23 protein-coding genes are annotated in these 26,771 nt (G+C 66.9%); 9 read left to right on the forward strand and 14 right to left on the reverse strand.

What is annotated here, in order from left to right:
• Positions 1–18: 18 nt before the first annotated feature.
• From ACWGRX_RS08985 to zapE, 8 genes are all read right to left on the reverse strand, one after another.
• Complete coding sequence (locus ACWGRX_RS08985) at positions 19–402, reverse strand: MAPEG family protein (RefSeq protein ID WP_452117261.1); 384 nt, start codon at positions 400–402, stop codon at positions 19–21.
• Between the two features lie 9 nt (positions 403–411).
• On the reverse strand, positions 412–1,635 hold the full coding sequence (odhB, locus tag ACWGRX_RS08990; protein ID WP_452117262.1) for a 2-oxoglutarate dehydrogenase complex dihydrolipoyllysine-residue succinyltransferase: 1,224 nt from the start codon (positions 1,633–1,635) through the stop codon (positions 412–414).
• 93 nt (positions 1,636–1,728) lie between these two features.
• A complete protein-coding gene (locus ACWGRX_RS08995) occupies positions 1,729–4,686 on the reverse strand; it encodes a 2-oxoglutarate dehydrogenase E1 component (RefSeq protein ID WP_452117263.1) in 2,958 nt (985 codons plus the stop codon).
• Between the two features lie 117 nt (positions 4,687–4,803).
• Positions 4,804–5,688, reverse strand: a complete 885-nt coding sequence (sucD, locus tag ACWGRX_RS09000; RefSeq protein WP_291638086.1) for a succinate--CoA ligase subunit alpha — start codon at positions 5,686–5,688, stop codon at positions 4,804–4,806.
• A 9-nt stretch (positions 5,689–5,697) separates the two neighbouring features.
• Positions 5,698–6,894: an ADP-forming succinate--CoA ligase subunit beta gene (sucC, locus tag ACWGRX_RS09005; RefSeq protein WP_452117264.1), complete on the reverse strand. Its 1,197-nt coding sequence runs from the start codon at positions 6,892–6,894 to the stop codon at positions 5,698–5,700.
• Positions 6,895–7,011: 117 nt separating this feature from the next.
• On the reverse strand, positions 7,012–7,974 hold the full coding sequence (gene mdh, locus ACWGRX_RS09010; protein WP_291638088.1) for a malate dehydrogenase: 963 nt from the start codon (positions 7,972–7,974) through the stop codon (positions 7,012–7,014).
• A gap of 242 nt (positions 7,975–8,216) precedes the next feature.
• Positions 8,217–8,816, reverse strand: coding sequence for a TetR/AcrR family transcriptional regulator (locus ACWGRX_RS09015; protein WP_291638089.1), 600 nt, complete (start codon positions 8,814–8,816; stop codon positions 8,217–8,219).
• A 2-nt stretch (positions 8,817–8,818) separates the two neighbouring features.
• Positions 8,819–9,997 carry a cell division protein ZapE gene (gene zapE, locus ACWGRX_RS09020; protein ID WP_452117265.1) on the reverse strand — a complete coding sequence of 393 codons (1,179 nt, stop codon included), beginning with the start codon at positions 9,995–9,997 and terminating at the stop codon, positions 8,819–8,821.
• A 302-nt stretch (positions 9,998–10,299) separates the two neighbouring features.
• Here zapE and ACWGRX_RS09025 point away from each other — a divergent pair, with 302 nt between their 5' ends.
• Positions 10,300–10,917, forward strand: coding sequence for a GNAT family N-acetyltransferase (locus ACWGRX_RS09025; protein ID WP_452117266.1), 618 nt, complete (start codon positions 10,300–10,302; stop codon positions 10,915–10,917).
• Between the two features lie 96 nt (positions 10,918–11,013).
• Here the strand turns inward: ACWGRX_RS09025 and ACWGRX_RS09030 are convergent, their stop codons facing one another.
• Complete coding sequence (locus ACWGRX_RS09030) at positions 11,014–11,697, reverse strand: AprI/Inh family metalloprotease inhibitor (RefSeq protein WP_291638092.1); 684 nt, start codon at positions 11,695–11,697, stop codon at positions 11,014–11,016.
• 191 nt (positions 11,698–11,888) lie between these two features.
• Here ACWGRX_RS09030 and ACWGRX_RS09035 point away from each other — a divergent pair, with 191 nt between their 5' ends.
• The gene (locus ACWGRX_RS09035; protein ID WP_291645810.1) at positions 11,889–12,317 is read left to right on the forward strand and encodes a RidA family protein; all 429 of its coding nucleotides are present in this window, start codon (positions 11,889–11,891) and stop codon (positions 12,315–12,317) included.
• Between the two features lie 16 nt (positions 12,318–12,333).
• On the opposite strand, the gene ACWGRX_RS09040 is transcribed toward ACWGRX_RS09035, so the two are convergent.
• Positions 12,334–13,911 (reverse strand): OpgD/OpgG family glucan biosynthesis protein, encoded by a 1,578-nt coding sequence (locus ACWGRX_RS09040; RefSeq protein WP_291645811.1) that lies wholly within the window; start codon positions 13,909–13,911, stop codon positions 12,334–12,336.
• Between the two features lie 665 nt (positions 13,912–14,576).
• On the opposite strand from ACWGRX_RS09040, the gene ACWGRX_RS09045 reads away from it, so the two are divergent.
• From ACWGRX_RS09045 to ACWGRX_RS09055, 3 genes are all read left to right on the forward strand, one after another.
• Positions 14,577–15,722, forward strand: coding sequence for a type III PLP-dependent enzyme (locus tag ACWGRX_RS09045; protein WP_291638095.1), 1,146 nt, complete (start codon positions 14,577–14,579; stop codon positions 15,720–15,722).
• Positions 15,723–16,058: 336 nt separating this feature from the next.
• Positions 16,059–16,595, forward strand: coding sequence for a GNAT family N-acetyltransferase (locus tag ACWGRX_RS09050; RefSeq protein ID WP_452117267.1), 537 nt, complete (start codon positions 16,059–16,061; stop codon positions 16,593–16,595).
• A 255-nt stretch (positions 16,596–16,850) separates the two neighbouring features.
• Entirely contained in the window at positions 16,851–18,287 is a 1,437-nt protein-coding gene (locus tag ACWGRX_RS09055) for a homospermidine synthase (RefSeq protein ID WP_452117268.1), read from the forward strand.
• 132 nt (positions 18,288–18,419) lie between these two features.
• Here ACWGRX_RS09055 and ACWGRX_RS09060 read toward each other — a convergent pair whose 3' ends face one another.
• Positions 18,420–18,722: a hypothetical protein gene (locus ACWGRX_RS09060; protein WP_291638098.1), complete on the reverse strand. Its 303-nt coding sequence runs from the start codon at positions 18,720–18,722 to the stop codon at positions 18,420–18,422.
• Between the two features lie 123 nt (positions 18,723–18,845).
• Positions 18,846–19,826, reverse strand: a complete 981-nt coding sequence (locus ACWGRX_RS09065; protein ID WP_452117269.1) for a hypothetical protein — start codon at positions 19,824–19,826, stop codon at positions 18,846–18,848.
• A gap of 555 nt (positions 19,827–20,381) precedes the next feature.
• On the opposite strand from ACWGRX_RS09065, the gene ACWGRX_RS09070 reads away from it, so the two are divergent.
• On the forward strand, positions 20,382–21,416 hold the full coding sequence (locus ACWGRX_RS09070; protein ID WP_291638100.1) for an aspartate-semialdehyde dehydrogenase: 1,035 nt from the start codon (positions 20,382–20,384) through the stop codon (positions 21,414–21,416).
• 64 nt (positions 21,417–21,480) lie between these two features.
• On the opposite strand, the gene ACWGRX_RS09075 is transcribed toward ACWGRX_RS09070, so the two are convergent.
• Positions 21,481–21,810 carry a four-helix bundle copper-binding protein gene (locus ACWGRX_RS09075; RefSeq protein WP_452117270.1) on the reverse strand — a complete coding sequence of 110 codons (330 nt, stop codon included), beginning with the start codon at positions 21,808–21,810 and terminating at the stop codon, positions 21,481–21,483.
• A 237-nt stretch (positions 21,811–22,047) separates the two neighbouring features.
• Here ACWGRX_RS09075 and ACWGRX_RS09080 point away from each other — a divergent pair, with 237 nt between their 5' ends.
• Positions 22,048–22,959, forward strand: coding sequence for a DMT family transporter (locus ACWGRX_RS09080; protein ID WP_452117271.1), 912 nt, complete (start codon positions 22,048–22,050; stop codon positions 22,957–22,959).
• Positions 22,960–22,981: 22 nt separating this feature from the next.
• On the opposite strand, the gene ACWGRX_RS09085 is transcribed toward ACWGRX_RS09080, so the two are convergent.
• On the reverse strand, positions 22,982–23,650 hold the full coding sequence (locus tag ACWGRX_RS09085; RefSeq protein WP_291638102.1) for a TetR/AcrR family transcriptional regulator: 669 nt from the start codon (positions 23,648–23,650) through the stop codon (positions 22,982–22,984).
• Between the two features lie 142 nt (positions 23,651–23,792).
• Here ACWGRX_RS09085 and ACWGRX_RS09090 point away from each other — a divergent pair, with 142 nt between their 5' ends.
• Positions 23,793–24,995 carry an HlyD family secretion protein gene (locus ACWGRX_RS09090; protein WP_452117272.1) on the forward strand — a complete coding sequence of 401 codons (1,203 nt, stop codon included), beginning with the start codon at positions 23,793–23,795 and terminating at the stop codon, positions 24,993–24,995.
• A gap of 156 nt (positions 24,996–25,151) precedes the next feature.
• Positions 25,152–26,735: a DHA2 family efflux MFS transporter permease subunit gene (locus tag ACWGRX_RS09095; RefSeq protein ID WP_452117273.1), complete on the forward strand. Its 1,584-nt coding sequence runs from the start codon at positions 25,152–25,154 to the stop codon at positions 26,733–26,735.
• Positions 26,736–26,771 lie beyond the last annotated feature (36 nt).

Genomic DNA, 26,771 nt, shown 5'->3' on the forward strand with positions numbered 1-26,771 from the left:
TCCACGCTCCTTCCGACGTCAGATCAGCAGGCGAGCCGCCATCAGCGCGAGGCCGATCACAGCGGCCAGCCAGGCCAAGCTGCGCCAGTGCGGGATGCCGGCGAGATAGAGCAGCAGGTAGACGATGCGCGCAGCCAGCCACAGCGCGCCGCCAATGAGGCCGACCCCGTAGGGGCGACCACTCGCGACCAGCGCCACGGCCAGCACTGCGAAAGCCGGATACGTCTCCAGATAATTGCGCAGCGCCCGCTCGGCCCGCCCGGCGATGACAGCTTGCGGCTTCACCCCCTCATCGCGCGGTCCGGCATTCCAGGCCGAACCCAGCTCGCTGGTCGCCGCGATCGCCTGCGCTCCGATATGGACGAAGAGCAGGACGACACTTGCGACGATCAGCGCGAGCACGGACTCGCCTCAGAGGTCGAGCACGAGGCGGGCCGGATCCTCCAGGCCTTCCTTGATGCGCACCAGGAAGGTCACGGCCTCCTTGCCGTCGATGATGCGGTGGTCATAGGAGACCGCCAGATACATCATCGGACGCACGACGATCTGGCCGCCGACCACCATCGGACGCTCCTGGATCTTGTGCATGCCCAGGATAGCCGATTGCGGCGCGTTCAGGATCGGGGTCGACATCAGCGAGCCGTAGACGCCGCCATTCGAGATGGTGAAGGTGCCGCCTTGCATGTCCTCGATCTTCAGCGAGCCGTCGCGCGCCTTCTTGCCGAGGATGCCGATCTCCTTCTCGACACCGGCGATCGAGAGCTGGTCGGCATCGCGCACCACCGGAACCACCAGACCCTTGTCGGTGCCGACCGCGACCGCGATGTGGTAGTAGTTCTTGTAGACGATGTCGGTGCCGTCGATCTCGGCGTTGACCGAGGGGATTTCCTTCAGCGCCTGCACGCAGGCCTTCACGAAGAAGCCCATGAAGCCGAGCTTCACGCCGTGCTTCTTCTCGAAGACGTCCTTGTACTGGTTGCGCAGCGCCATGACGTTGGTCATGTCCACCTCGTTGAAGGTGGTCAGCATCGCCGCGGTGTTCTGGGCTTCCTTCAGGCGGCGCGCGATGGTCTGGCGCAGCTTGGTCATCTTGACGCGCTCTTCGCGCGAGGCGTCGTCCGGCGCCGAAGGCGCGCGCAGCTGCGCCGCAGGAGCCGGAGCGGCAGCCGCGGCCGGAGCGGTCGCGATCGCCGCCAGCATGTCGCCCTTGGTGACGCGGCCGTCCTTGCCCGAGGCCGGCACGCTCGCCGGATTGACGCCGCTCTCGGCAGCCAGGCGGGCGACCGCCGGGCCGGAATCGGCGGCCTTGGTCGCGGCGCCCGAAGCGGCCGGCGCCGGGGCGGCAGCCGGCTTGGCGGCTTCGGCGGCCGGCTTCGGCGCCGCAGCGGCGGCAGCGCCGCCGGCGGTGATCGAACCCAGCAGCGCGTTGACGCCGACCGTCTCGCCTTCCTTGGCGACGATCTCGCCGAGCACGCCGGCGGTCGGCGCGTTGACCTCGAGCGTCACCTTGTCGGTCTCGAGCTCGACCAAGGGCTCATCGGCCTTCACCGCCTCGCCGGGCTTCTTGAACCACTTGCCGATGGTCGCCTCGGAAACGGATTCGCCGAGGGTGGGTACGCGGATTTCGGTCGCCATGTCAGGCCTCTTCTCAATGTCTTTGTCTCGAACCCGATGCCGAGAACCGGGCAGGCTCTCGGGCGTCTCGGGCTCCGGCGATAGCGGAGCGGATCAGGCCGCGAAGGCCTCATCCAGGAATGCGTTGAGCTGGGCGAGATGCTTGGACATCAGGCCCGTCGCTGTCGCGGCCGAAGCCGGGCGGCCGACATAGCGCGGCCGCTTCGACTTCGAGCCGGCATGACCCAGCACCCATTCCAGATAGGGCTCGACGAAGGTCCAGGAGCCCATGTTCTTCGGCTCTTCCTGACACCAGACCACGTCGGCGCCCTTGAAGCGCGACAGCTCCTGCGCCAGCGACTTCAGCGGGAACGGATAGAGCTGCTCGACGCGCATCAGGTAGACGTCGTCGACGCCGCGCTTCTCGCGCTCCTCGAGCAGGTCGAAATAGACCTTGCCCGAGCACAGCACGACCCGGCGGATCTTCGAATCCTTGACCAGCTTGGTCGTCGAGTTGCCGCGCTCGGCATCGTCGTGCAGCACGCGATGGAAGCTCGAGCCCTCGCCGAGCTCCGACAGGCTGGAGACGCAGCGCTTGTGGCGCAGCAGCGACTTCGGCGTCATCAGGATCAGCGGCTTGCGGAAGTCGCGCTTCAGCTGCCGGCGCAGGATGTGGAAATAGCTCGCCGGCGTCGAGCAGTTCGCCACCTGCATGTTGTCCTCGGCGCACATCTGCAGGAAGCGCTCGAGACGGGCGGAGGAGTGCTCCGGCCCCTGGCCCTCATAGCCATGCGGCAGGAGGCAGACCAGGCCCGACATGCGGAGCCATTTGCGCTCGCCCGACGAGATGAACTGGTCGAACACCACCTGGGCACCATTGGCGAAGTCGCCGAACTGCGCCTCCCACATCGTCAGAGCGTTCGGCTCCGACAGGGTGTAGCCGTATTCGAAGCCGAGCACCGCCTCTTCCGAGAGCATCGAGTTGATGACCTCGTAGCGCGACTGGCCCTCGCGGATATGGTTCAGCGAGGTGTGGCGCGCCTCGGTCTCCTGGTCGATCAGCACCGAATGGCGCTGCGAGAAGGTGCCGCGCTCGCAATCCTGGCCGGAGAGGCGCACCGGGTTGCCGTCGAGCAAAAGCGAGCCGAAGGCCAGCGCTTCCGCCGTCGCCCAGTCGATGCCCTGCCCGCTCTCGACCGCCTTGCGGCGGTTGTCGAGGAAGCGCTGGATCGTCTTGTGGACGTTGAAGCCCGCGGGAACCTCGGTGATCTTCTGCGTGATCTCCTTCAGCACCGCCTCGGGAACGCCGGTCGCGCCACGGCGCGGATCGTCCTCGTCGGCGCGCATCGCCTTCATTCCGGCCCAGCGGCCGTCGAGCCAGTCGGCCTTGTTCGGCTTGAAGGACTGGCCGGCGTCGAACTCGACCTCGAGCCTGTCCTTCCAGGCGGCGCGCATCTGGTCGAGCTCGCCCGGCTGGATCACGCCTTCGGCCTCGAGCTTGGTGCTGTAGAGCTCGAGCGTCGACTTGTGGCCGCGGATCTTGCGGTACATCAGCGGCTGGGTGAAGCCCGGCTCGTCGCCCTCGTTATGGCCGAAGCGGCGATAGCAGAACATGTCGATCACGACCGGCTTGTGGAACTTCTGCCGGAACTCGATCGCGACCTTGGCAGCGAAGACCACCGCTTCCGGATCGTCGCCGTTCACATGGAAGACCGGGGCCTCGACCATCTTCGCCACATCGGACGGATAGGGCGAGGAGCGCGAATAGCGCGGATAGGTGGTGAAGCCGATCTGGTTGTTGATGATGAAGTGCAGCGAGCCGCCGGTGCGGTGGCCCTTCAGCCCGGACAGGCCGAGGCACTCGGCCACGACGCCCTGGCCGGCAAAGGCCGCGTCGCCATGGATCAGCAGCGGCAGCACCTTGGAACGCTCGACGATGTCGCCGAACTGGTCCTGCTTGGCCCGTACCTTGCCGAGCACGACGGGGTCGACGATCTCGAGATGCGAGGGATTGGCGGTCAGCGAGATGTGGACGTTGTTGCCGTCGAACTCGCGGTCCGAGGATGCACCGAGATGGTACTTAACGTCGCCCGAGCCCTCGACGTCGTCGGGCGCGAAGGAGCCGCCCTTGAACTCGTGGAACAGCGCCCGGTGCGGCTTGCCCAGCACCTGGGTCAGCACGTTGAGACGGCCGCGATGGGCCATGCCGAAGACGATGTCGCGCACGCCGAGCGCGCCGCCGCGCTTGATGATCTGCTCCAGCGCCGGGATCAGCGCCTCGCCGCCATCAAGGCCGAAGCGCTTGGTGCCGGTATATTTCAGGTCGAGGAACTTCTCGAAGCCCTCGGCCTCGACGAGCTTGTTCAGGATGGCCCGCTTGCCCTCGCGGGTGAAGGCGATCTCCTTGTCGGGGCCCTCGATCCGCTCCTGCAGCCAGGCCTTCTGCTCGGGGTCGGAGATGTGCATGAACTCGACGCCGACCGTGCCGCAATAGGTCCGCTGCAAGATCGCCGTCATCTCGCGGATGGTGGCGAATTCCAGGCCGAGCACGTTGTCGATGAAGATCTTGCGGTCGAGATCGGCCTCGGTGAAGCCGAAAGCGGCCGGCGAGAGCTCCTCGATGTCCTTGATGCCCTCGATCCCCAGCGGGTCGAGCTGGGCATGCAGGTGGCCGCGCATGCGATAGGCGCGGATCAGCATGATGGCGCGCACGGAATCACGCGTCGCCTGCTGGACGTCGGAGGCAGAGAGCGTCGCCCCGGCGGCCTTGGCCTTGGCGCCGAGCTTGTCGCCGATCGCCTTCTCGACCACGGCCCAGTTGCCGTCGAGCGCCGAAACCATTTCGCCCTGGGCGGGGATCGGCCAGTTCGGCCGCTTCCAGGAGGCGCCCTTGGCGTTGTCGATGACCGCCTGGCGCTCGTCGTTCAGCCCGGCGAAGAAGCCCCGCCACTGCTCGTCGACCGATTTCGGATCGGTCTGGTAGCGGGCATAGAGGTCCTCGATATAGGCCGTATTGCCGCCATAGAGGAAGCCCGTCTGCGCGAGAGCCTCATTGATGTCCTGGCGAGCCATGTCGTCCTGCCTTCTTCCTGCCTAGCACATCGGGATCGGCCGCAGCCGATCATCTCTGGTCGTTCCAGCGCCGCAACGCGCCGGCCGGGCCCCTGCCCGGCCGGCTCATCGCGACACTCAGCCCTTCAACACGTCCACCAAGGTCTTTCCAAGGCGCGCCGGCGACGGCGAGACCCGGATGCCAGCGGCTTCCATGGCGGCGATCTTGTCTTCCGCGCCGCCCTTGCCGCCGGAGATGATCGCGCCGGCATGGCCCATGCGGCGGCCCGGAGGCGCCGTGCGGCCGGCGATGAAGCCGACCATCGGCTTCTTGCGGCCGCGGCGCGCCTCGTCCTTGATGAACTGCGCCGCGTCTTCCTCGGCCGAGCCGCCGATCTCGCCGATCATCACGATCGACTCGGTCTTGGGGTCGGCGAGGAACATTTCGAGCATGTCGATGAACTCGGTGCCCTTGACCGGGTCGCCGCCGATGCCGACCGCGGTCGACTGGCCGAGGCCCTCATTCGTGGTCTGGAACACCGCCTCATAGGTCAGCGTGCCCGAACGCGAGACGATGCCGACCGAGCCCGGCTTGAAGATGTTGGCCGGCATGATGCCGATCTTGCTCTCGCCGGCGGTGACGACACCCGGGCAGTTCGGCCCGATCAGCCGCGACTTCGAACCCGAGAGCGAGCGCTTGACGCGGACCATGTCGAGCACCGGGATGCCTTCGGTGATGCAGATGATCAGCGGAATCTCGGCGTCGATCGCCTCGCAGATCGCGTCCGCGGCGCCCGGGGGCGGCACGTAGACGACCGAGGCGTCGGCGCCGGTCTTGTCGCGCGCCTCGGCGACGGTGTCGAAGACCGGCAGGCCGAGATGCAGACTGCCACCCTTACCGGGCGAGGTACCGCCGACCATCTTGGTGCCGTAGGCGATCGCCTGCTCGGAATGGAAGGTGCCGTTCTTGCCGGTGAAGCCCTGGCAGATGACCTTGGTGTTCTTGTCGATCAGGATTGACATCGGTTTTCCTCAAGCCTTCTTGATCGCAGCCACGATCTTCTGCGCCGCATCGTCGAGATCATCAGCCGGGATGACGTTGAGCCCGGAATCGCGAATGATCTGCTTGCCTTCCTCGACATTGGTGCCCTCGAGACGCACCACCAGCGGAACCTCGAGGCCGACCGCCTTGACCGCGGCGATGACGCCGCGCGCGATGACGTCGCACTTCATGATGCCGCCGAAGATGTTGACCAGGATGCCCTTCACCTTCGGGTCGGCGGTGATGATCTTGAAGGCCGCGGTGACCTTCTCTTCGGAAGCGCCGCCGCCGACATCGAGGAAGTTCGCAGGGCTCTCCCCATAGAGCTGGATGATGTCGAGCGTCGCCATGGCGAGGCCGGCGCCGTTGACCATGCAGCCGATCGTGCCGTCGAGCGCGATATAGGCGAGGTCATACTTGGAAGCCTCGATCTCCTTCGGGTCCTCCTCGGTCTCGTCGCGCAGCTCCATCAGCTCGGGATGACGGTAGAGCGAGTTCGAGTCGAACGAGACCTTGGCGTCGAGGCACTTGATCTGCCCCTGCGTCGTGACGATCAGCGGGTTGATCTCGAGCATCGCCATGTCCTTGGCGACGAAGGCGGCATAGATCTGGTTGAGCACGGCGCCCGCCTGCTTGGCGAGGTCGCCGGACAGGCCCAGCGCCTTGGCGACGGTGCGGCCGTGATGCGGCATGATGCCGGTCGCCGGGTCGACCGAGAAGGTCAGGATCTTCTCGGGCGTGTCATGGGCGACCGCCTCGATGTCCATGCCACCCTCGGTCGAAACCACGAAGGCGACGCGCGAGGTCTCGCGGTCGACCAGCGCCGAGAGATAGAACTCCTTGGCGATGTCCGAGCCGTCCTCGATATAGAGGCGGTTGACCTGCTTGCCGGCTTCGCCGGTCTGCGCGGTCACCAGCGTGTTGCCGAGCATTTCCTTGGCATGGGCCTCGACCTCTTCGACCGACTTGGCGAGGCGCACGCCGCCCTTGGCGTCAGCCGGCAGTTCCTTGAACTTGCCCTTGCCGCGGCCACCGGCATGGATCTGGCTCTTCACGACATAGAGCGGGCCGGGCAGCTTCTTGGCCGCCGCGACGGCTTCCGCCACGGTGAGCGCCGGGAAGCCGGCGGAGACGGGCGCGCCGAACTCCTTGAGGACCGCCTTGCCCTGATATTCGTGGATGTTCATGCCTGATGTCCTGTCTGGAAGGGGTCGATGGCAAAGATGGCAGGCGAGGAAGGCCGAGAGGCGGACGACAGGGCGAGCCTGTCATCCGCCATTCGCGGCCTCGCCGCCGGCTCTATCTCACGCCAGTGACGAATCGATGGTCTTGCAGGCGTCGATGAGGCCCTGCACGGACGCGATCGACTTCGCCAGCATCTCCTTCTCGGCGCCGTTGAGACGGATCTTGACGACGCGCTCGACGCCCTTGGCGCCGATCACCACCGGCACGCCGACGAACATGTCCTTGACGCCATACTGGCCCTTGAGCGCGGCGGCAGCCGGCAGGACGCGCTTCTGATCCTTGAGATAGCTCTCCGCCATGGCGATCGCCGAGGCGGCCGGGGCGTAGAAGGCCGAGCCGGTCTTCAGCAGGTTGACGATCTCGCCACCGCCCTTGCGGGTGCGCTCGACGATGGCGTCGAGACGCTCCTGCGTCGTCCACTTCATCTTGACGAGGTCGGGCAGCGGGATGCCGGCGACGCCGGAATAGCGGACCAGCGGCACCATGTCGTCGCCATGACCGCCGAGCACGAAGGCCGAGACGTCCTTGACCGAGACCTTGAACTCATCGGCGAGGAAGTGGCGGAAGCGGGCGGAATCGAGCACGCCGGCCATGCCACAGATCATGTTGGGCTTGACGCCCGAGAACTTCTGCAGGGCCCAGACCATCGCGTCGAGCGGGTTGGTGATGCAGATCACGAAGGCCTTGGGGGCGTAGGTCTTGATGCCCTCGCCAACCGACTTCATCACCTTGAGGTTGATGCCGATCAGGTCGTCGCGGCTCATGCCGGGCTTGCGCGGCACGCCGGCGGTGACGATCACCACATCGGCGCCCTTGATGTCCTCATAGCTGTTGGTGCCCTTGTAGCCGGCATCGAAGCCGTCGACCGGGGCGGATTCGGCAATGTCGAGACCCTTGCCCTGCGGCGTGCCTTCGGCGATGTCGAACAGGACGACGTCACCGAGCTCCTTCAGGCCGGCGAGGTGAGCCAAGGTGCCGCCGATCTGTCCGGCGCCGATGAGGGCGATCTTCTTGCGGGCCATTGCCTAGTCCTTGTCCTTGGATACGTGAACCGGAAATCGAGGGTTCTTTGGCCCAACCGGGCTTTACGCTCAACCCTCGGCGAATTATGGCAAATCCGTGAATTTCGGCGCCAAAATCAACCATTTCGGGCCGAATAGCAAAGGAAATCAACAAATTACCGTGCCAGGGCGTAAACGCCCCCTCGATACGGCCGGAGAACAATACAATGACATTTTACAAAAAATGTCATTTTTCTCTGATTTTAGATCACGCCGGTCGCCAGAGTCCGCAGCACGACCCTGATCAGCGTCGCCAGCCGCGCATCGACCGAAGCCTGCGGCACATCACCTTCCAGTTCAAGCGCCGCCGGATGGATGAAGCGATGGGTCGCGTCGATCACGAAGGCGATCGCCCGGTCGCGGTCACGCGGCTCGAAGGCGCCGGCGGCGATGCCTTCGTCGATCACCCGGTCGAACAGGGCGCGGACCCGGGACCGGTTGCGCCGGCTGATGGCATGGCGCTTCGCCACCGCCTGCGACAAGGCGGCGAAGAGATGAGGATCCTCGTGCAGCAGGTCGCGATTGGCCTTGGCCAGCGCCAGGATCAGCCGCTCGAGCTTGTCATCGGCCGGATCGGGACCATCGGCGATGTCGGCGAGGCGCCGCTCCGTCGCCTTGAGCCAGGCATCGACGACCGCATCGATCAGCGCCGTCTTCGACGGGAAGTAGCGATAGACATTGGCGTGTGTCATGCCCGCCTCCTCCGCCACCGCCACGACGGTGAAGCGGCGCAGGCCGTGCAGGCGCAGATGCTCGCTGGCGACCGAGAGGATACGGGTCTCGCTCGGCTCGCGCGTGCCCATGCCTAGGTTTCCACCAGCCCGGTCGTCTCGCCGCTGGCGGCGGAATCGGCGCGGCCATGCGGCAAGGCGAGATATTCCTCCGAGCGCATCTCGATCAACCGCGAGACGGTGCGGTCGAACTCGAAGGCCTCGCGTCCCGAACGCGCGACATAGAGCCCGGTCGGCTCGGCCGCCGCCGAGGCGACGAGCTTCACATGGCTCTCATAGAGCGTGTCGATCAGAATGATGAAACGCTTCGCCTCATTGCGCCGGTCCATGTCCATCACCGGGATGTCGTCGAGCACCAGCGTATGGAAATCCTGGGCCAGAGCGAGATAGTCGGAAGCGCCATAAGCCTGCGCGCAGAGATCGGAAAAGCTCGCCCGCGCTACCCCGGCCGCCGCCTGCGGCAGCCTGAGCTCGTGCCCCTTGATCGCGATCGTCGCAGGCACCCCCTGGGCGACGCCGGACAGGCGCGCGAACGCCGTGTCGAGCGCGGCTCGCGCCGCGGCATCGGCCGGGACGTGATAGGTCGGTGCGCCGCCGAGCTTCTCGAGCCGGAAGTCGGTGCGTGCGTCGAGTCGGATGACCTCGACCTTGCCCTGCAGCAGGGCGATGAAGGGCAGGAACAGCGCCCGGTTGAGCCCGTTCTCATAAAGCCGGGACGGCTCGACATTCGAGGTCGCGACCACGACGACGCCCGCGGCGAAGAGTGCCGTGAACAGCCGGCCGAGGATCATCGCATCGGCGATGTCGGTGACGGTGAACTCGTCGAAGCAGAGCAGCGTCGCCTCGGCGGCGAGCGCCGCGGCGACCGGGCCGATCGGGTCTGCCTCCTTGACCTTGCCGGCCTTCAGATCCTGGCGATAGGCATGGATGCGCTCATGCACATCGGCCATGAAGGCATGGAAATGCACGCGCCGGCGCGAGGCCAGCGGTATCGCCTCGTAGAACATGTCCATCAGCATGGTCTTGCCGCGCCCGACGGAGCCCCAGATGTAGAGGCCCTTGACGCTCTCCGGCGGCGGCTGCTTGCGGCCAAACAGCCAGCCGAGCGCGCTGCTCTTCCTGGCCAGTTGACGGCTGGCGAGCGTCTCGGTCAGCGCCTGCAGGCGCTTGACCACGGCGACCTGCGCCGGATCGCGTTCGATCGCGCCGGTTGCGACAAGGGCGGCATAGCGTTCGGGAAGGGTAGCGGACATGACCTGGAGGCAAGGGAGGAGGCGCCTGAGGGTTATTGCAGGCCAGCCCCGCCCGCAAGCGCCGGCCAGCAATGGCCCGAAGACGGCGACGGCGCGGCCTGCTCGGCGACGGCACCGGACAGGTTTGCCGCGCGCTGGCGTATGATTGGAGAAAACCTGTCCAAATATCGCAGCGTTAGCGGTAATTTGCCGCAATCCGCCCTCTTGTAATCGGCGCTCGCGAGCGCATTTTGAAGACCGAGTTAGGGAAGAATACGCCTCCTGGTCGGCAGCGTGTCACAGCGCTTTATCAGGAGCTGCAATTGAATCGTTCGATGAAACCTGGCGCGAAAGCCAGGCACGGCGAGGTCAGGCGTCTCTGGCCCACCGAGCGCGACCTCTTCACCGCCCATCTTCTGCGCCTCGATGCCGCCTCGCGGCGCGAGCGCTTCGGCACGGCGGTCAACGACGAATTCCTCACCGACTACGCCGAGAGCACCTTCGGCATCGGCGGGCTGGTCTATGCCTATGTCGAGGCCGGCGAAGTCCGCGGCGCCGCCGAACTGCGCGGGCTCGAGGAACTCGTCGTCCAGACTGGTGAAGCCGCCTTCAGCGTCGAAAGGGACTGGCGCCGGCGCGGCATCGGCGCGGCGCTGTTCGGGCACCTGATCACCGCGGCCCGCAATCGCGGCATCCGGACGCTCTACATGACCTATCTCCCCGAGAACATCGCGATGCGCAATCTCGCCCGCAAGTTCGAGGCCGAGCTGATCTCGGGTTACAATGACGTCGAATGCCGGATCGCCACCGGCGCACCGACGCCGTTCACCTTGCTCGACGAGGCGCTCAACCATGCGCAGGGCTTCGCGGCGATGTCGCTCGCCTTGCAGCGCAAGCTCTGGCAGCCGGCGCTTTTCAGCACAGCCGGCGGGCCTCACTGAAGGCCGGACGCGATCGCCGGACTTCCGCCGGCGATCTGCCTCTCGGTGAAAGCAGCGGCTTCGTCCGGGAAGCGAAGCCGCTTCCCGGTTCGACACTCAGCGATTGAGCGAGAGCGCCGCCCCCGATTTGGTGACGGCGCCATTCATTGCACCGCCGCCGGAGACGCGCAGCCGCGCCACCACCGAGCCGCCGCGCTGGTAGAGATAGACCTCCCCGTCCCGGTAATCCCAGGCATTGACCTGCTGCAATTCGCGGTTGGAGCAGCCATTGGCGCTGGCGCGGTAGAGGTCGAGCGAGGGCGCGCTCGAGAGCTGCACCCGGCAGGAGCCGCCCGTCGCCTCCTGCGCCGTCCAGCTGCCGACGACGGCATCGCGCGAGGCGCCGGGGCTGCGAGCCGGTGCCGGCGCTGGGTTGGGATTGGCGTTGGCGACCTGTCCGCGCAGCTGCGGCGCCTCGGTCACGCGCTCGACCGGCTGCTGGCCTTGCGGCGCGGCCTGGGGGTCGAAGAACGGATCACTCGGCGGCGGCAGGCCGCTACCCCCGGCCGGGGGCGCGGAGGCGACGGGGTAGCCGCCCGGCGGCGGCAGCGGCTCGGACATCACCGGCGCCGAGGAGATCGGCGGCGCGGATTGGAGCGGCTCGCTATAGACCGGCGCGCGCGCCGGACCCGAGCCCGGGCCGGAAAAGCGCTGTGAACCGGCACAGGCCGCCAGCCCGAGCAGCGGAACGAGGCCAGCCAGCCGCAGCAGACGCGTCGCAGGAAGATAGTTCAGCTTCATCTTCATCATCTCAATCGCGCGGCCGGCGGCGCCATCGCCGGGCCGACCTCCCCTGCATTGTGAATGCGGCGCCTGAACACGCCATGACCAAGTTCAAGGCGGTAAATGCAGCTCAGGTCAAGCGATCCCGCCATTTCGCCGACCGGTGCGGCATGGCAGAACCGGCTGTAGTCGACAAACGGGACCACAAGATGAAGCCGCTCACCCCCGCCGCGATTCGCCCACCCTTCGCCCGCTACAGCCATGGCGTCGAGCTGCCGGCCGGGCAGCGGCTGGTGTTCTGCTCCGGCCAGCTCGGTATCGCCGCCGACGGCACGATCCCCGAAAGCCCGCGCGACCAGGCCGATCTCTGCTTCGCAAACATCGCCGCGATCCTCGGCGAGGCCGGCATGACCCTGGCGAACATCGTCCGGGTCAACGCCTACGTCACCGATCGGGCCCATATGAAAGGCTACATGGAATCGCGCGATGCCCATGTCGGCACGCCCCCGCCCGCCTCGACGCTGATGATCGTCTCCGGCTTCACCTTGCCGGAGTTCAAGGTCGAGATCGAAGTCGTCGCCGCCGCGCCGGAAAAGCGGCGCAAGACGGCGCGCAGCACCAGCGCGCCGAAGTTCTGACGGCCGCGGGCCTGGCTCAGGCCGGCTCAGGCGCCCGCCAGGGATAGGTCCAGGTCTCGGTCAGCGCCTTGTCGCCGGAACGCAGGAAGGCGCGCAGATCGGCGAGCTGGCCGGGCTCGACCACAATGTCGAAGAAGGCGCGGAACCCCTCGGTCTTGCGGTTCGGCACGATGAAGGCGCGCACGATCCGCCCGTTCGAGATCGAGGGCACGATCTCGACCTTTTCCGGCTGGTTGAGATGGAAGGCGAGATCGCCGCCGGAAAAGTCGATGATGAAGCGCCGCGCCCCATCCGGCACCGGCTCACCCGAGCCCAGCGCCTTGGGCCGCGCCTGGTAGGTGTTGATCGCCCGCCCGCCCGGATGCAGCTCGTCGGCATCGAGCATGGCTGAGAGCTTGTAGCGGAAGCTGAATTCGCGGCCGGGCTCGATCGGGTTCTTCGGCGCCCAGAGCGCGACGACATTGTCGTTGGTCTCGTCGGTGGTCGGCAGCTCGATCAGCTCGACATGTCCCTCGCCCCACTCGCCTTCCGGCTCGATCCAGTAGGAGGGCCGCAGCTCATAGGCGAGGTCGAGATCCTGGTAGTGCTCGAAGACGCGGTCGCGCTGGATCAGGCCGAAGCCGCGGACATTGCGCTCGACGAAATAGGACGAGGCCTGCTCGCGCGGATTGCGCAGCGGTCGCCAGATCCACTCGCCGCTGCCGGAATGGATCATCAGCCCGTCGGAATCGTGCAGTTCGCTGCGGAAATCGTCGTGGAAACGCCGGTCATTTTCGCCGGTGAAGAACATCGAGGTCAGCGGCGCCAGCCCGAGCCGCTCGATCTTGCGGCGTGCGAACAGGGTCGCCGAGACATCGATCACACTGTCCTGGCCGGGATAGATGTTGAAGCGATAGGCGCCGGTCGCCGAAGGCGAATCGAGCAGGGCGTAGACCGTGATGCGCTCGGCATTCGCCGCCGGCGACTCGACCCAGAACTCGCGGAAGACCGGGAACTCCTCGCCATCGCGCACGCCGGCGCCGATCGAGAGCCCGCGCGCCGAGAGCCCATAGCGCTGACCACGGCCGAGCAGGCGGAAATAGCTCGCGCCGATGAAGGAGATCAGCTCGTCGAAGACGCGTGGATCGTTCAGCGGATAATGCAGCCGGAAACCGGCGAAGCCGAGATTGACCGGCAGCGGTTTCTCGAACTTGGTGCGGCCATAATCGAAGAGATTGGTGGCATAGGGCACCGGAGTCGGCACACCCTCGCGGATGACGTTCACCGTCACCGGGCGCGTGAACAGGAAGCCGGGATGGAACATCTGCAGGCGGAAGCCTGAATTGGTCTGCGCCAGCAGCGAACGCTCGGGCCGGAAGCGGATCTCGCGCCAAGCGTCGAAATCGAGCCGCGTCAGGGCCTCCGGCAGGCTCGGCCCCGCCTCATAGGGCGCGATCGAAATCTCGCGGGCGCGGCGCACCACCTCCTCGAAGCCGAATCGCGGCTGCGGCGGCGACGCCTCGGGCTGCTGGGCCAGCAATGCCTGCGGCGCGGCCGCGGCGCACAGGGCGGCGCTCAGCCCGGCCAGAACCCGGCGGCGGTCGGTCACGATCATGGCGAAAGCTCGTCCCAGTCTCATCGCGCGGCGAAGGCGCATTCCGGCAATGACTTAGGGGATGAAATGGGGCCGGTCTAGGGCGTCGGCGAGGCTGGAAGGGACCCGCGTGACTGCCGCGGCCAGGGCGGCGGCGCATCCCTCGCCGCGTTCGCCAAAAAAACCGCGTCCGGGCGTAAGAAAAAACTTGAAGCCGGAGCCACCCATCCGTATATCGGCCTTACCCAATTCGCACGTGCCTGTGGCCGCGTGCCGGTCGGTGGGCATCCGGACAAGAGGCCGGACAGCCGCCAGGGATGGGAAACGGATGGAGGGGGATGGATATCCCCTCAAATCACGCTCCCGGTCTTCGCAAGAGGGCCGCTCCCGAACAGCGACTGGCAGCCGGAGGCGAAACCGGCGAACCCCGAATCTCCACGGGGGACGCAGCTTAAAGCAACGACGGAGCGGGCTTTTTTGGTCTCGTTGACCCTCCAAAGGTCAACACCGAAGAGGCTTGTCCTTCATTGCCGGCCGTGCGGGGATAAATCTCCCAATCGACGGTGTTTTCGGGTCCGGACGTGACGTCCGCTGTCCTTGGCGTCTCCATCGCGCCTCGGATCGCGAACGTTTCAACCGGCTACACGTCGTATCGGCGCCGCTTGCGCCGAAGAGGAGTCGCGCCGATGACCGAGCGCATCCGTGGTTTTCTCCGTGACCGCCGTGAGGATGGTCCCTGCGTCGTGATCGACCTCGAGGTCGTGCGCGAGAACTATGTCGCCTTCTCCCGGGCGCTGCCGGACACCCGCGTCTTCTACGCGGTCAAGGCGAACCCGGCGCCGGAAGTGCTGCGCCTGCTGGCCAAGCTCGGCTCCTGCTTCGATTGCGCCTCGGTCGTCGAGATCGAGCTCGCGCTCTCGGCCGGCGCCACGGCGGACCGCATCTCCTTCGGCAACACCATCAAGAAGGAGCGAGACATCGCCCGTGCGATGGAGCTCGGCGTGCGCCTCTTCGCCGTCGACTGCATCGCCGAGACCGACAAGATCGCCCGCGCCGCCAAGGCGACCGGCACGCAGGATGCGAACATCTTCTGCCGCATCCTCTGCGACGGTGCCGGCGCCGACTGGCCGCTCTCGCGCAAGTTCGGCTGCGTGCCCGAAATGGCCGCGGACGTGCTCGAGCACGGCCATCGCAACGGGCTCGTCGCCTATGGCATCTCGTTCCATGTCGGCTCGCAGCAGGCGAATGTGCACGCTTGGGACTCCGCCCTGGCCTCGGCCTCGGCGGTGTTCAAGGAGTGCGCCACCCGCGGCATCTCGCTGTCGATGGTCAATCTCGGCGGCGGATTCCCGGCGCGCTATCTGCGTCCGATCCCGGGCGTTCCGGCCTATGGCGATGCGATCTTCCAGGCGCTGTCGAAGCATTTCGGCAACCGCCTGCCGGAGACCATCATCGAGCCGGGCCGCGGCATGGTCGGCGAAGCCGGCATGATCGAGGCCGAAGTCGTCCTGATCTCGAAGAAGAGCGAGGACGACCAGGTCCGCTGGGTCTATCTCGACATCGGCAAGTTCAACGGGCTGGCCGAGACGATGGACGAGGCGATCCGCTATCCGATCCGTACGGAGCGTGACGGCGACGCCACGGTGCCTTGCGTGCTGGCCGGCCCGACCTGCGACTCGGTCGACGTGCTCTACGAGAAGACGCCCTATATGCTGCCCTTCTCGCTCGAGATCGGCGACAAGGTGCTGATCGAGGGCACGGGCGCCTATACGACGACCTATTCGGCCGTCGCCTTCAACGGCTTCCCGCCGCTGAAGCAGTACGTCATCTGACGCGGAGCATGTTCCGCAAAAGTGGCTGCCACTTTTGCGATCAGTACATGCTCGACTCTAGCAAGCGCGCATTCTTCTCGTCCGGCTGGAAACAGCCGGACGGAAAGCGCGCCGGGGCCGGCCTCGCCGGCCTCCTGTGAATCGGGTCCGGCGAAGCGCCCTGCCAGGATCGGCAGGCCGCCCAGGAAACCGGGCGGAGCGCTCGCGCCTCCAGAATGGAGGGCGCGGGCGTGGCTCCCGCCGGACCCAGTTTCCCCATTCCCTGACATCGAGGCCGCGCTCGCGCGGCGCCGGGAAGGTCCGCGGAGGCGCGGGCGCTCCGGCCGGAGGTGCGCCATGATCACGATTCGCGAGGAAATCGCCGCCGATGTCGCGGCCCGCGAGCTCCTGCTCGATCGCTGCTTCGGCGAGCGCCGCACCGCCAAGTCGAGCGAGCGCCTGCGCGAAGGCCGGCTGCCGGCGGAAGGCCTGGCGCTTACCGCCGAGCGCGACGGCGCCCTCGTCGCGACCGTGCGTCTCTGGCATGTCGAGGCCGATGGCCGGCCGGCCCTGCTGCTCGGCCCGCTCGCGGTCGCCCCTGAACTGCATGGCGAGGGCCTCGGCGGCATGATGATGCGCGAGGCGATCTCCCGCGCCGCGCGTCACGGCCACGACGCCATCCTGCTCGTCGGCGACGCGCCCTATTACCAGCGCTTCGGCTTCTCGGCCGCGCCGATGGCCGAACTCGCCATGCCCGGCCCGGTCGAGCGCGAGCGCTTCCTCGGCCTCGAACTGCGCGACGGCGCCCTCGCCGGCGCCAGCGGCGTGCTCAAGCCCACCGGCAGGCTCGTCGCGACCGAGGGAACGGACGGTCTCCGACGTCGCGCCGCCTGAAACCGGGGAGCCACAATCCTCGTCGACGGGCAGGCCATAGGCCTGCCCGTTTTCGTTTGGGGTCGGCCCTCCCGGACGTTTCCAGTCAGGTTTCATCCGGCCGTCACCTCGATGCGCGAGCAGTGACGCGCCGGCCCCGGAAATCGAAGCCAACCGCCTGCAAAAGCGGGGTTTTTGCCACTCAGCATTGACGTGAAGGCCCCAACCCCATACGAGCCACGCTTGGCTCGAAACCTGACCCAGGAGTTGAAAAGAATGACGAATTGGCCCGTACACGGCGAGATCAGCGGCCCGATCGTGATGATCGGTTTCGGTTCGATCGGCCGCGGGACGCTGCCGCTGATCGAGCGGCATTTCAAATTCGACAAGAGCCGCTTCGTGGTGATCGCACCCGACGACGACAACCGGGCCCTGCTGGACGAACGCGGCATCCGCTTCATCCAGGAAGCCGTGACGATCGACAATTACAAGGCCATGCTCGAGCCCTTGCTCACCGCGGGTGGCGGCCAGGGCTTTTGCGTCAACCTGTCCTGCGACACGGGTTCGCGCGACCTGATGGAATTCTGCTCCAGCCTCGGGGCCCTTTATATCGACACGGTCAACGAGCCCTGGCTCGGCTTCTATTTCGATGAGAGCAAGGGCCCGGCCGAGCGCTCGAACTACGCGCTGCGCGAGATGACGCTCGCCGCCAAGCGCGCCCGCGCGCCCGGCGCGACGACCTCCGTCTCCTGCTGCGGCGCCAATCCCGGCATGGCCTCCTGGCTGGCCAAGAAGGCCCTGCTCAACCTCGCCTCCGATCTGCGCCTGAACCTGCCCGAGCCGACCACGCGCGAGGAATGGGCCGCGCTGATGCAGCATGCCGGCGTCAAGGGCATTCATATCGCCGAGCGCGACACGCAGCGCTCGCGCAATCCCAAGCCGCCGGGCGTCTTCGTCAACACCTGGTCGGTCGAAGGTTTCATCGCCGAAGCCGTGCAGCCCTCCGAGCTGGGCTGGGGCACCCATGAGCGCTGGATGCCTGACAACGCCCATACGCACGAAACCGGGTCGCAGGCCGCGATCTATCTGATGCAGGCCGGCGCCGAGACCAAGGTCCGGAGCTGGTGCCCGACGCCCGGCCCGCAATACGGCTTCCTCGTCACGCATAACGAGGCGATCTCGATCTCCGACTATTTCACCGTGCGCGACGACAGCGGCAAGGCGATCTATCGGCCGACCTGCCACTACGCCTATCACCCGGCCAATGACGCGGTGCTCTCGCTGCATGAAATGTTCGGCAATGCCGGCCGTGCCCAGACCGAGCACCACATCCTCGAGGAGAACGAGGTCGTCGACGGCATCGACGAGCTCGGCGTGCTGCTCTACGGCCACGCCAAGGGCGCCTACTGGTTCGGCTCGCAGCTCTCGACCGAGGAGGCGCGCAAGCTCGCCCCGTATCAGACCGCGACCGGCCTGCAGGTGACCTCCTCGGTGCTCGCCGGCATGGTCTGGGCGCTGGAAAACCCGAATGCGGGCATCGTCGAGGTCGAGGAGATGGACGTCAATCGCTGCCTCGAGATCCAGCGACCCTATCTCGGACCTCTCGCCGGCTACTACACCGACTGGACCCCGCTCGACGGCCGCCCGGGCCTGTTCCCGGAAGACATCGACACGTCCGATCCCTGGCAGTTCCGCAACATCCTGGTGCGCTGACGAGGCAGGCACGTCATGCTCGGGCGACCCCAGGGAGACCCGAGACGGCCGGGTCAAACCCGGCCATGATGTGGAAAACCAAAAAGGCCCGCCTTCCGGCGGGCCTTTCTCGTTCGGCAGCCTTGCGCCGCTTCAGAAGCCCGGCGTCGAGAAGCTGTTGGCGAAGGGGTTGCGGCCAGCGCCGATGCGCGGTGGCAAGGTGCCTTCGCCATAGAGGTCGCCAGCAGCCGAATAGACCGGGCTGGCGATGATGTTCTGGGTCGCGTAGCGGTTCATGCTGCCGACCGCGACGACGTTGCCGGCGTCGAAATAGCTGCGCTTCTGCACGGTGATGCGCAGCGGCCGCCGCTCCTGCGCTTCGGCAAGCGAGACGGCGACGGTCGTGGCCGCGAGCGAGATGGCGAGGCCGGCGGCAAAACGCGAAAGCGAACGCATGGAAGTCTCCTGGAGCGACAACTTCCGTCAACGGCGGAAGCCTGATCGATGGGAACAGGATACAAGCACTGAGTTAATGCTTTTGCCGCGCCTTACCAGAGGTAAGGCGACATAACGAGGCCGTTACCTTGCGGCGCCTTGCCTTCCGGCGCCGGTTTTCAGGGCCGGCGCCTTTGCCTCGGCATCGGCGCCCTTGCGTCCGCCCGCAGCAGTACGCGGCACCGAGCAGCCCGGCCTGCGCTGCGGCTCGGCCTTCGCGAAGACGGCCCGCAACCCGGGATCGTCGCCGGCGCTGAGCAGCTCGACCCGGTCCAGCAGACAGGCGAGCTGCGTCCGGTCGGCCGGCCTGGTCTCGCCGCCGCACAACCAGCCGGAGAAGGAAAGATGCGCCGCCCCGTCGAGATGACGGAAGCCGATGCAGGCGCGGCCGGCGCTGCCATCGCTCAGGCCGATATCGGCGGTCTCGACCGTGCCGAATTTGGTTTCGATCAGCGTCGTGGCGCCGCTGCGGCCGACTGAGAGCCCGCGCGCCGCGCTCTCGCGCACCAGCGTGATCACGAAAGGCTGCGACAGCCCCACCGCAGCACCCTGCTCCGCGGCCTCGCGATTGGCCTGGAACTTGAGTGCCAGGAAAGGCTGCCCGTCGCCGAACTCGCCAAAGCTCAGCATGTCCTCGCGCCGCCCCCCGTCCTGGCTGCGCCGCGCCTCATAGCCGGCGCGCTTGCCGATCTCCGGCGCGTCCAGCCCGAACATCGCGATCGGCCGTGCGACATGGATCCAGCCCTCCTCGCCGAAGGCGGCGGGAACCGCCTGGATCCGAACATCGCGGATCACCGGCGCGGCCACCGGCTCGGCCGGCACCACGCTCGACAGGCTCGGCAGCGTATCCTCCGGCGTGCCGGAGGAAAGCCCGGCGACCAGGGTCGCGGTCAAGCCGATGCCGGCGGCCGCCGCGACGCCGCGCCAGAGCAGGCCGCCGGTCAGGCCCGCACCGCCGGCACGCAACAGCCGCCCGCCTGTCCGGATCACGGCAGCGAAGCCGGCTTCGAGCGCGTCCGCAAGATCGATCAGCCGCGCGACCGGATCGACCCGTCGGGCCGGCACGCGACCAGTATCGCCGGCCGGCGCCGGTCTCTGCAGCGCGTTCCGCAGCCACGCGCGAACAACTGTCTTGATATCCCCGGACACGGCACGAACCCGACAATCTGCGGTCACCGGCAGCCGCGACGCCGCCCGTTTCCGCTCCTCACCCGCTGGGTAGATTCGGCAGGCTCCGTCAGCGGCCCGTTACCGATGGCAGGAGATCGCGAAACAGGGTCAACGCCGGGTAAGCAGGCAGGGTTAACGCGGATCGGGCGCTTGCCCGGCCGCGCGCCAATTGACTTTTCGCTGGCGGCGGTGTTTGGGAAGCCGGCTGGAAGCTGCTATCCTTCCGGCCTCGCGATGATGCTCAGCTCTGGATTGGCTCTGTGACCTTCCGTCCGACGACGAAATGCACGACCAAAACGGCGACCGGGAAAACCCGGACGCTGCGCTGACGCTTCGCCTCGATTCCGGGTTCTCCCCCCCGGCCGGGGTCAAAGGCCGGAACCGCGCTCGAACTGCGCGGCGAGGGCCCCCCGGGGAGGATGAACCGGTTTCGCCAGAAGGAATTCCAGCATGAGCTTCAAGGTCGCGGTAGTCGGCGCCACGGGCAATGTGGGCCATGAGATGCTCGACATCCTCGCCGAGCGGGCTTTCCCCGTCAGCGAGGTTGTGGCGCTCGCCTCGCAACGCTCGGTCGGCACCGAGGTCTCCTTCGGCGACAAGAAGCTGAAGGTGAAGGCGCTCGAGCATTACGACTTCTCAGACACCGACATCTGCCTGATGTCGGCCGGCGGCGCCGTCTCCAAGGAATGGTCGCCGAAGATCGGCGCGCAGGGCTGCGTCGTCATCGACAACTCCTCGACCTGGCGCATGCACCCCGACGTGCCGCTGGTCGTGCCCGAGGTCAACGCCGCTGCGGCCGCCGGCTTCAGCAAGATGAACATCATCGCCAATCCGAACTGCTCGACCGCGCAGCTCGTCGTGGCGCTGAAGCCGCTGCATGAGCGCTTCGGCATCAAGCGGGTCGTCGTCTCGACCTATCAGTCGGTCTCTGGCGCCGGCAAGGAGGCGATGGACGAGCTCTTCAACCAGACCCGTGCCGTGTTCTCGGCCGGCGAGGTCGCCGCCAAGAAGTTCCCCAAGCGCATCGCCTTCAACCTCATCCCGCAGATCGACGTCTTCATGGAAGACGGCTTCACCAAGGAAGAGTGGAAGATGATGGCGGAGACCAAGAAGATCCTCGATCCGAAGATCAAGCTGACCGCGACCTGCGTGCGCGTGCCGGTCTTCATCGCTCATTCCGAGAGCGTCAACATCGAGTGCGAGAAGCCGGTCACCGCCGAGGAGGCGCGCGAGATCCTGCGCACCGCCCCGGGCATCCTCGTCATCGACAAGCACGAGCCCGGTGGCTACATCACCCCGCATGAGGCAGCCGGCGAGGACGCGACCTATATCTCGCGCATCCGCGAGGACAACACCGTCGAGAACGGTCTCGCCTTCTGGTGCGTCTCCGACAATCTGCGCAAGGGCGCGGCCCTGAACACGGTCCAGATCGCCGAGGTTCTGGTCAACCGCAAGCTGATCCAGCCGCGCAAGCGGGCGGCCTGAGGCCGCCTGCCAGAGACAGCGCGTCGCGACGCCTCCCGTCGCGACGCGCTGGATCGCACCCGGCTCAAGCGGCCATCTTCCGGCAGCTCTCGGCGCAGGCTCGGCACGCCTTGACGCACTCCTCCATATCACCGACCCGCTCGCAGTCGCGGGCACAATCCTCGCAGATCTGGGCGCATTTCGCGCAGAGATCGCGATGATGCGGCGTGCCGAGCAGCATCAGATGCGCCGCGCTGCGACAGACCTCTGAACAGGCCAGCATCAGCTGGATATGAGCCGGCTTCGTATGCTCCCCGCCGAGTTCGAGGCAATGCGAGGACGCCATCTCGAGGCAGATGCGGTAGCAACGCAGGCAGTCGTCGATGCAAGCCTGCATGCCGGAGCTCGTATGCATAAGCAGTCTCCTTGTTGGGAAAGGGCTATCCCCTACCCAGGCAAGTCCTTCGGCCTGCCGCGGTTCCCTGCTGCAACATGATGTAACAATCGCGCAGGTCGACGGGCGGCCCTAGCTCGCGCGCCGGACATGCCCGCCTTTCCCTCTTAGCGCGACCATCCCACGGCGAACCTGCTAGGGTTCCTGACCTTCCCTGGTGCAGCAGCGGCCGGCTTGCGACAATCTCCTTCCCCTGACATGCAGCCCGTTCAAGGCGGGCAGCCTCCGTCTCCGCGCCGCGAAAACTCGCTGCGCGGCATCGGTCTCGTGCTGCTCGGCGGCGCCTTCCTGTCCAGTGCCGACGCCGTCTCGAAGCTGATGGCCGAGACCGTGCCGCCGCTGCAGATCACCTGGCTGCGCTATGCCGCCTTCGCCGTGATCATGCTCGCCATCGCCCTGCCCGGCGGTCGGCCGCTGCTGGTCCCGAATCGCCTTCGCCTGCAATTGCTGCGCGGCGTCGCCGTCACCGTCTCCTCGATCCTGTTCGTCTCGAGCCTGAAATACCTGCCCATCGCCGACGCCACGGCGACGAGCTTCATCTCGCCGCTCTTCGTCACCGCGCTTTCGATCCCGCTGCTCGGCGAGAAGATCGGCTGGCGGCGCTGGACGGCGACGATCATCGGGCTGATCGGCGTTCTGATCGTCGTGCGCCCCGGCGGCGCCGGCTTCCAGCTCGCCGCTCTGCTGCCCATGCTCTCCGCCTCGGCCTGGGCCTTCGCGCTGATTTTCACCAGGATGATGAGCGCGACCGAGAACCCGGTGACCACCCTGACCTGGTCGGCGATCATCGGCTTCCTGCTGCTCAGCCTGCTGCAGCCCTTCGGCTGGCAGCCGCTGACGGCGCAGGCGATCTGGCTCGGCGTCTTCGTCGGCGTCGCCTCGACCATCGGCCACTGGTTCGTGATCCTGGCGTTCCGGCATGCCGATGCCTCGCTGCTCGCACCCTTCGCCTATTTGCAGCTGCTCTGGGCCTCGATCTTCGGCTTCCTGATGTTCGCCGTTCTGCCGGACCGCTTTACCTGGCTCGGTGCGGTCATCATCACGGGCTCCGGCCTCTATATCGCCCATCGCGAGCGCCTGCGCGCCCGCGGCCCGCTAAGCCGAGGCTGAGCGCGGGACGGAGAGCCGGGCCCTAGCCCGGCTTCCTGACCCCATACTGCGCCAGGAACATCGTCACGGCCGAACCGACCACCCGGGCAATCTCCTCGTCATCCGGCGGCACGGACACGGCGTTGAAGAGCCGTGGACGCGTCAGCGTCGACTGGCAGAGATCGATGAACTGTGCGGCTGCGAGCCCGGCATCCGCAATGGCGAGTTCGCCGACCTCGACGCGCCGCTGCAGGAAAGCGGCGAGACGCCGCGTCCCCTGCATCGGGCCGCGCTCGAAGAACTCCCGGCCGAGTTCCGGCATGCGCTCGGCGACGCCGAGCACGATGCGCTGGGCGCTCAGCGCGAAACCGCCGGTGATCAGTCTGACCAGTCTTTCACCGAAGCTTGCCAGTGCATGGGCGAGATCGGGGTCATCCGCCAGCGCCTCGTAGATGCCCTGCTTCTGCTTTTCGCGCTCACGCTCGATCAGCGCGATGAACAGATGCTCCTTGTCCTGGAAATAGACATAGAGCGTGCCCTTCGAGACATTCGCCGCCGCGGCGATGTCGCTCATGCTGGCGGCGTCGAAGCCGCGCGCCGTGAAGACCGCATGCGCACCTTCCAGGATCTGATGACGTTTGTCGGGGTCAGCGCCGGCGACCCGCCTGTTGCGCGAGCGTGGTTTGACTTGGGTTTCCGGGCCGGCAGTCATCGCGTTCCATCCATGGCGCATTTCGCACCTGCAAAATAATCGAACCATGCAGTTCGATTTGCCCTTGATATGCCTCTTTTCCGGCGCTATCTCAAGCCCTCATCGAACCGATCGGTTCGAATTGAAATCGTCAGGGCAACACATGTCGGCCGACACCCTCATCGAGAAGCACGCCGAACCCCGCCGCGACCGACTGAAGCTGGTCGATGCCCGGTTGGAGACGGCGCAGCCGCCTTCCGAGGCCCGCAAGCCCGAAGAAGCGACGCCGGGTAGCGAGCAGAGCACAGCCAGGCCACCAGCCGGCCGCATGCCGATAAAGCGCATGGCCCTGATCCTCGTCGCCGGGACCGTGCTCGCCGCCGGCGGCTGGTTCGGGCTCGACTGGTGGCGCAATGGCCGCTTCATCGTCTCGACCGACGACGCCTATGTCGGCGCCGAGATGGCGACGATCTCGGCCAAGCTCGCGGCCAATGTCGCGACCGTCTCCGTGGCCCGGAACCAGGAGGTCAAGGCCGGCGACCCGCTGGTCGGCCTCGACGATGGCGACCAGCGCATCGCCCTCGAAAGCGCGCAGGCGAAGAGCGCCACCGCTGCCGCCACCCTCTCCCGCATCGACGCCCAGACCGAGGCGGCCCGGGCCAGCCTGCTGCAGGCGCAGGCACAGGCGACCTCGGCCGAGGCGGCGGTGACCCGCAGCCTCGCGGATTTCGAGCGCGCCAACAGCCTCGCCGCCAAGTCCTATGGCTCGCAGGCGACCCTCGACGCCGCCACCGCCGCACGCGACCAAGCCGCCGCCGCGCTCGCCAGCGCCCAGGCCGGCGTCGCGCAGGCCAAGGCCAATATCGAAGTGCTGCAGGCGCAGCGCATCGAGGCCGCCCGCCAGGCCGACGAGCTCAAGGTCGCCGAGGAAAAGGCGGCGCGCGACCTCTCCTTCACCAGGATCACCGCCCCGATCGACGGCCTCGTCGCCAACACCAATGTCCAGCTCGGCGACCTCGTCAGCGCCGGCAAGCGGCTGATGTCGATCGTTCCGCTCGACCAGGTCTATGTCGACGCCAACTTCAAGGAGACCCAGGTCGGCCCGCTGAAGATCGGCGACAAGGCGACGATCACCGTCGACGCCCTGCCCGGCCAGGTCTTCCAGGGCACGGTCAGCGGCATCGCCGGGGGCACCGGCTCGGTGTTCTCGCTGCTGCCGGCCGACAATGCGACCGGCAATTTCACCAAGATCGTCCAGCGCGTGCCGGTGCGGATCGCGCTGGCGCCCGAGGCGATCGCCCGCCACACGCTGCGGCCGGGCATGTCGGTGGTGGTCTCGATCGATCCGCGGCCGCAGGCGCACTGAGCCGGCCAGCCCGCGGGGCCTCATCCTGAGGAGCCGTTCCGTAAAGGACGGCGTCGCGAAGGGTGTTCCAGCGCCCCCTGGAACCATCCTTCGCGCCGCGGCTGACGCCGCTCCTCAGGAAGAGGCCTGCGCAAACAAGAAGCCAGGGAGGCCGTGATGGCCACCGCGACCCTTGCCAGCCCCGCCGGTACCCCGCCGGCCTCCGACGCCATTCCGGCGAGGCGGATATTCGCCTTCCTGGCCATGGTCTTCGGCATGTTCATGGCGATCCTGGACATCCAGATCGTCTCGGCCTCGCTCGCCGAGATCCAGGCCGGGCTCTCCGCCTCGGCCGACGAGATCGCCTGGGTCCAGACCGCCTATCTGATCGCCGAAGTGATCATGATCCCCTTATCCGGCTATCTCAGCCGGGCGCTGTCCACCCGCGTCTTCTTCACCATCGCCGCCGCCGGCTTCACCGTCGCGAGCGTGCTCTGCGCGATGTCGACCTCGATCAACGAGATGATCCTGTGGCGCGCAGTGCAGGGCTTCATCGGCGGCGGCATGATCCCCGGCGTCTTCGCCGCCGCCTTCACCATCTTCCCGGCCTCCAAACGGCCGATCGTCTCGCCGCTGATCGGCCTGATCGCGACGCTCGCCCCGACCATCGGCCCGACCATCGGCGGCTATCTCAGCCATGCCTTCTCCTGGCACTGGCTCTTCCTGATCAATGTCGTGCCCGGCATCGGCGTCTCGATCGCCGCCTGGACGCTGATCGACTTCGACAAGCCCGACCATTCCCTGCTCAAGCGCTTCGACTGGCTCGGCCTCGCCAGCATGGCCGCCTTCCTCGGCAGCCTCGAATACGTGCTGGAGGAAGGCACCAGGCTCGACTGGTTCCAGAGTCATGAGATCGTCTTCTTCACCGGGCTGATGCTCGTCGGCTGCGTGCTGTTCTTCTGGCGGGCGCTGACGCGCGACGATCCGCTGGTCGACCTCTACGCCTTCCAGAACCGCAACTTCGCCTTCGGTTCGCTGTTCTCCTTCACCATGGGCATCGGCCTCTACGGGCTGACCTATCTCTACCCCGTCTATCTCGGGCGCATCCGCGGCTATGACGCGCTGATGATCGGCGAGACCATGTTCGTCACCGGCCTCGCCATGTTCCTGACCGCGCCGATCGCCGGGCGCCTCTCGGCCAAGCTCGACCCGCGCATCATGATGATGATCGGCTTCGCCGGCTTCGCGCTCGGCACCTGGCTCGCCTCCTTCGTCACCGCCGACTGGGATTTCAACGAGCTGCTCGTGCCGCAGATCCTGCGCGGCTGCTCGCTGATGCTGTGCATGGTGCCGATCAACAACCTCGCGCTCGGCACCTTGCCGCCGCAGCAGCTCAAGAACGCCTCGGGGCTCTATAATCTGACCCGCAATCTCGGCGGCGCCGTCGGCCTGGCCCTGATCAACACCTTCCTCAACAGCCGCACCGACCTGCACATCGCCCGGCTGCACGAGGCGGTCGCCGCCGGCCGGCAGGTGGCGGAGGAGAACCTCGCCGTGCTGACCCAGCGCTTCGCCGATTATGGCGACGCCGCCGAGTCGATGGCGCTCGCATTGATGAACCAGCGCGCCCACAAGCAGGCGCTGGTCATGGCCTTCGGCGACATCTTTCTGGCCCTGACCTTCGTCTTCGCCACCCTTGTCGTACTCGCTCTCTTCATGCGCAAGCCGGGTCAGGCCGCGCCGGACGGAGCTGGCCACTGAGGCCCGCCACGGCTCCGGCCTGCACTGCGGACAATC

The organism is Allobosea sp. NPDC055594 (assembly GCF_053618995.1).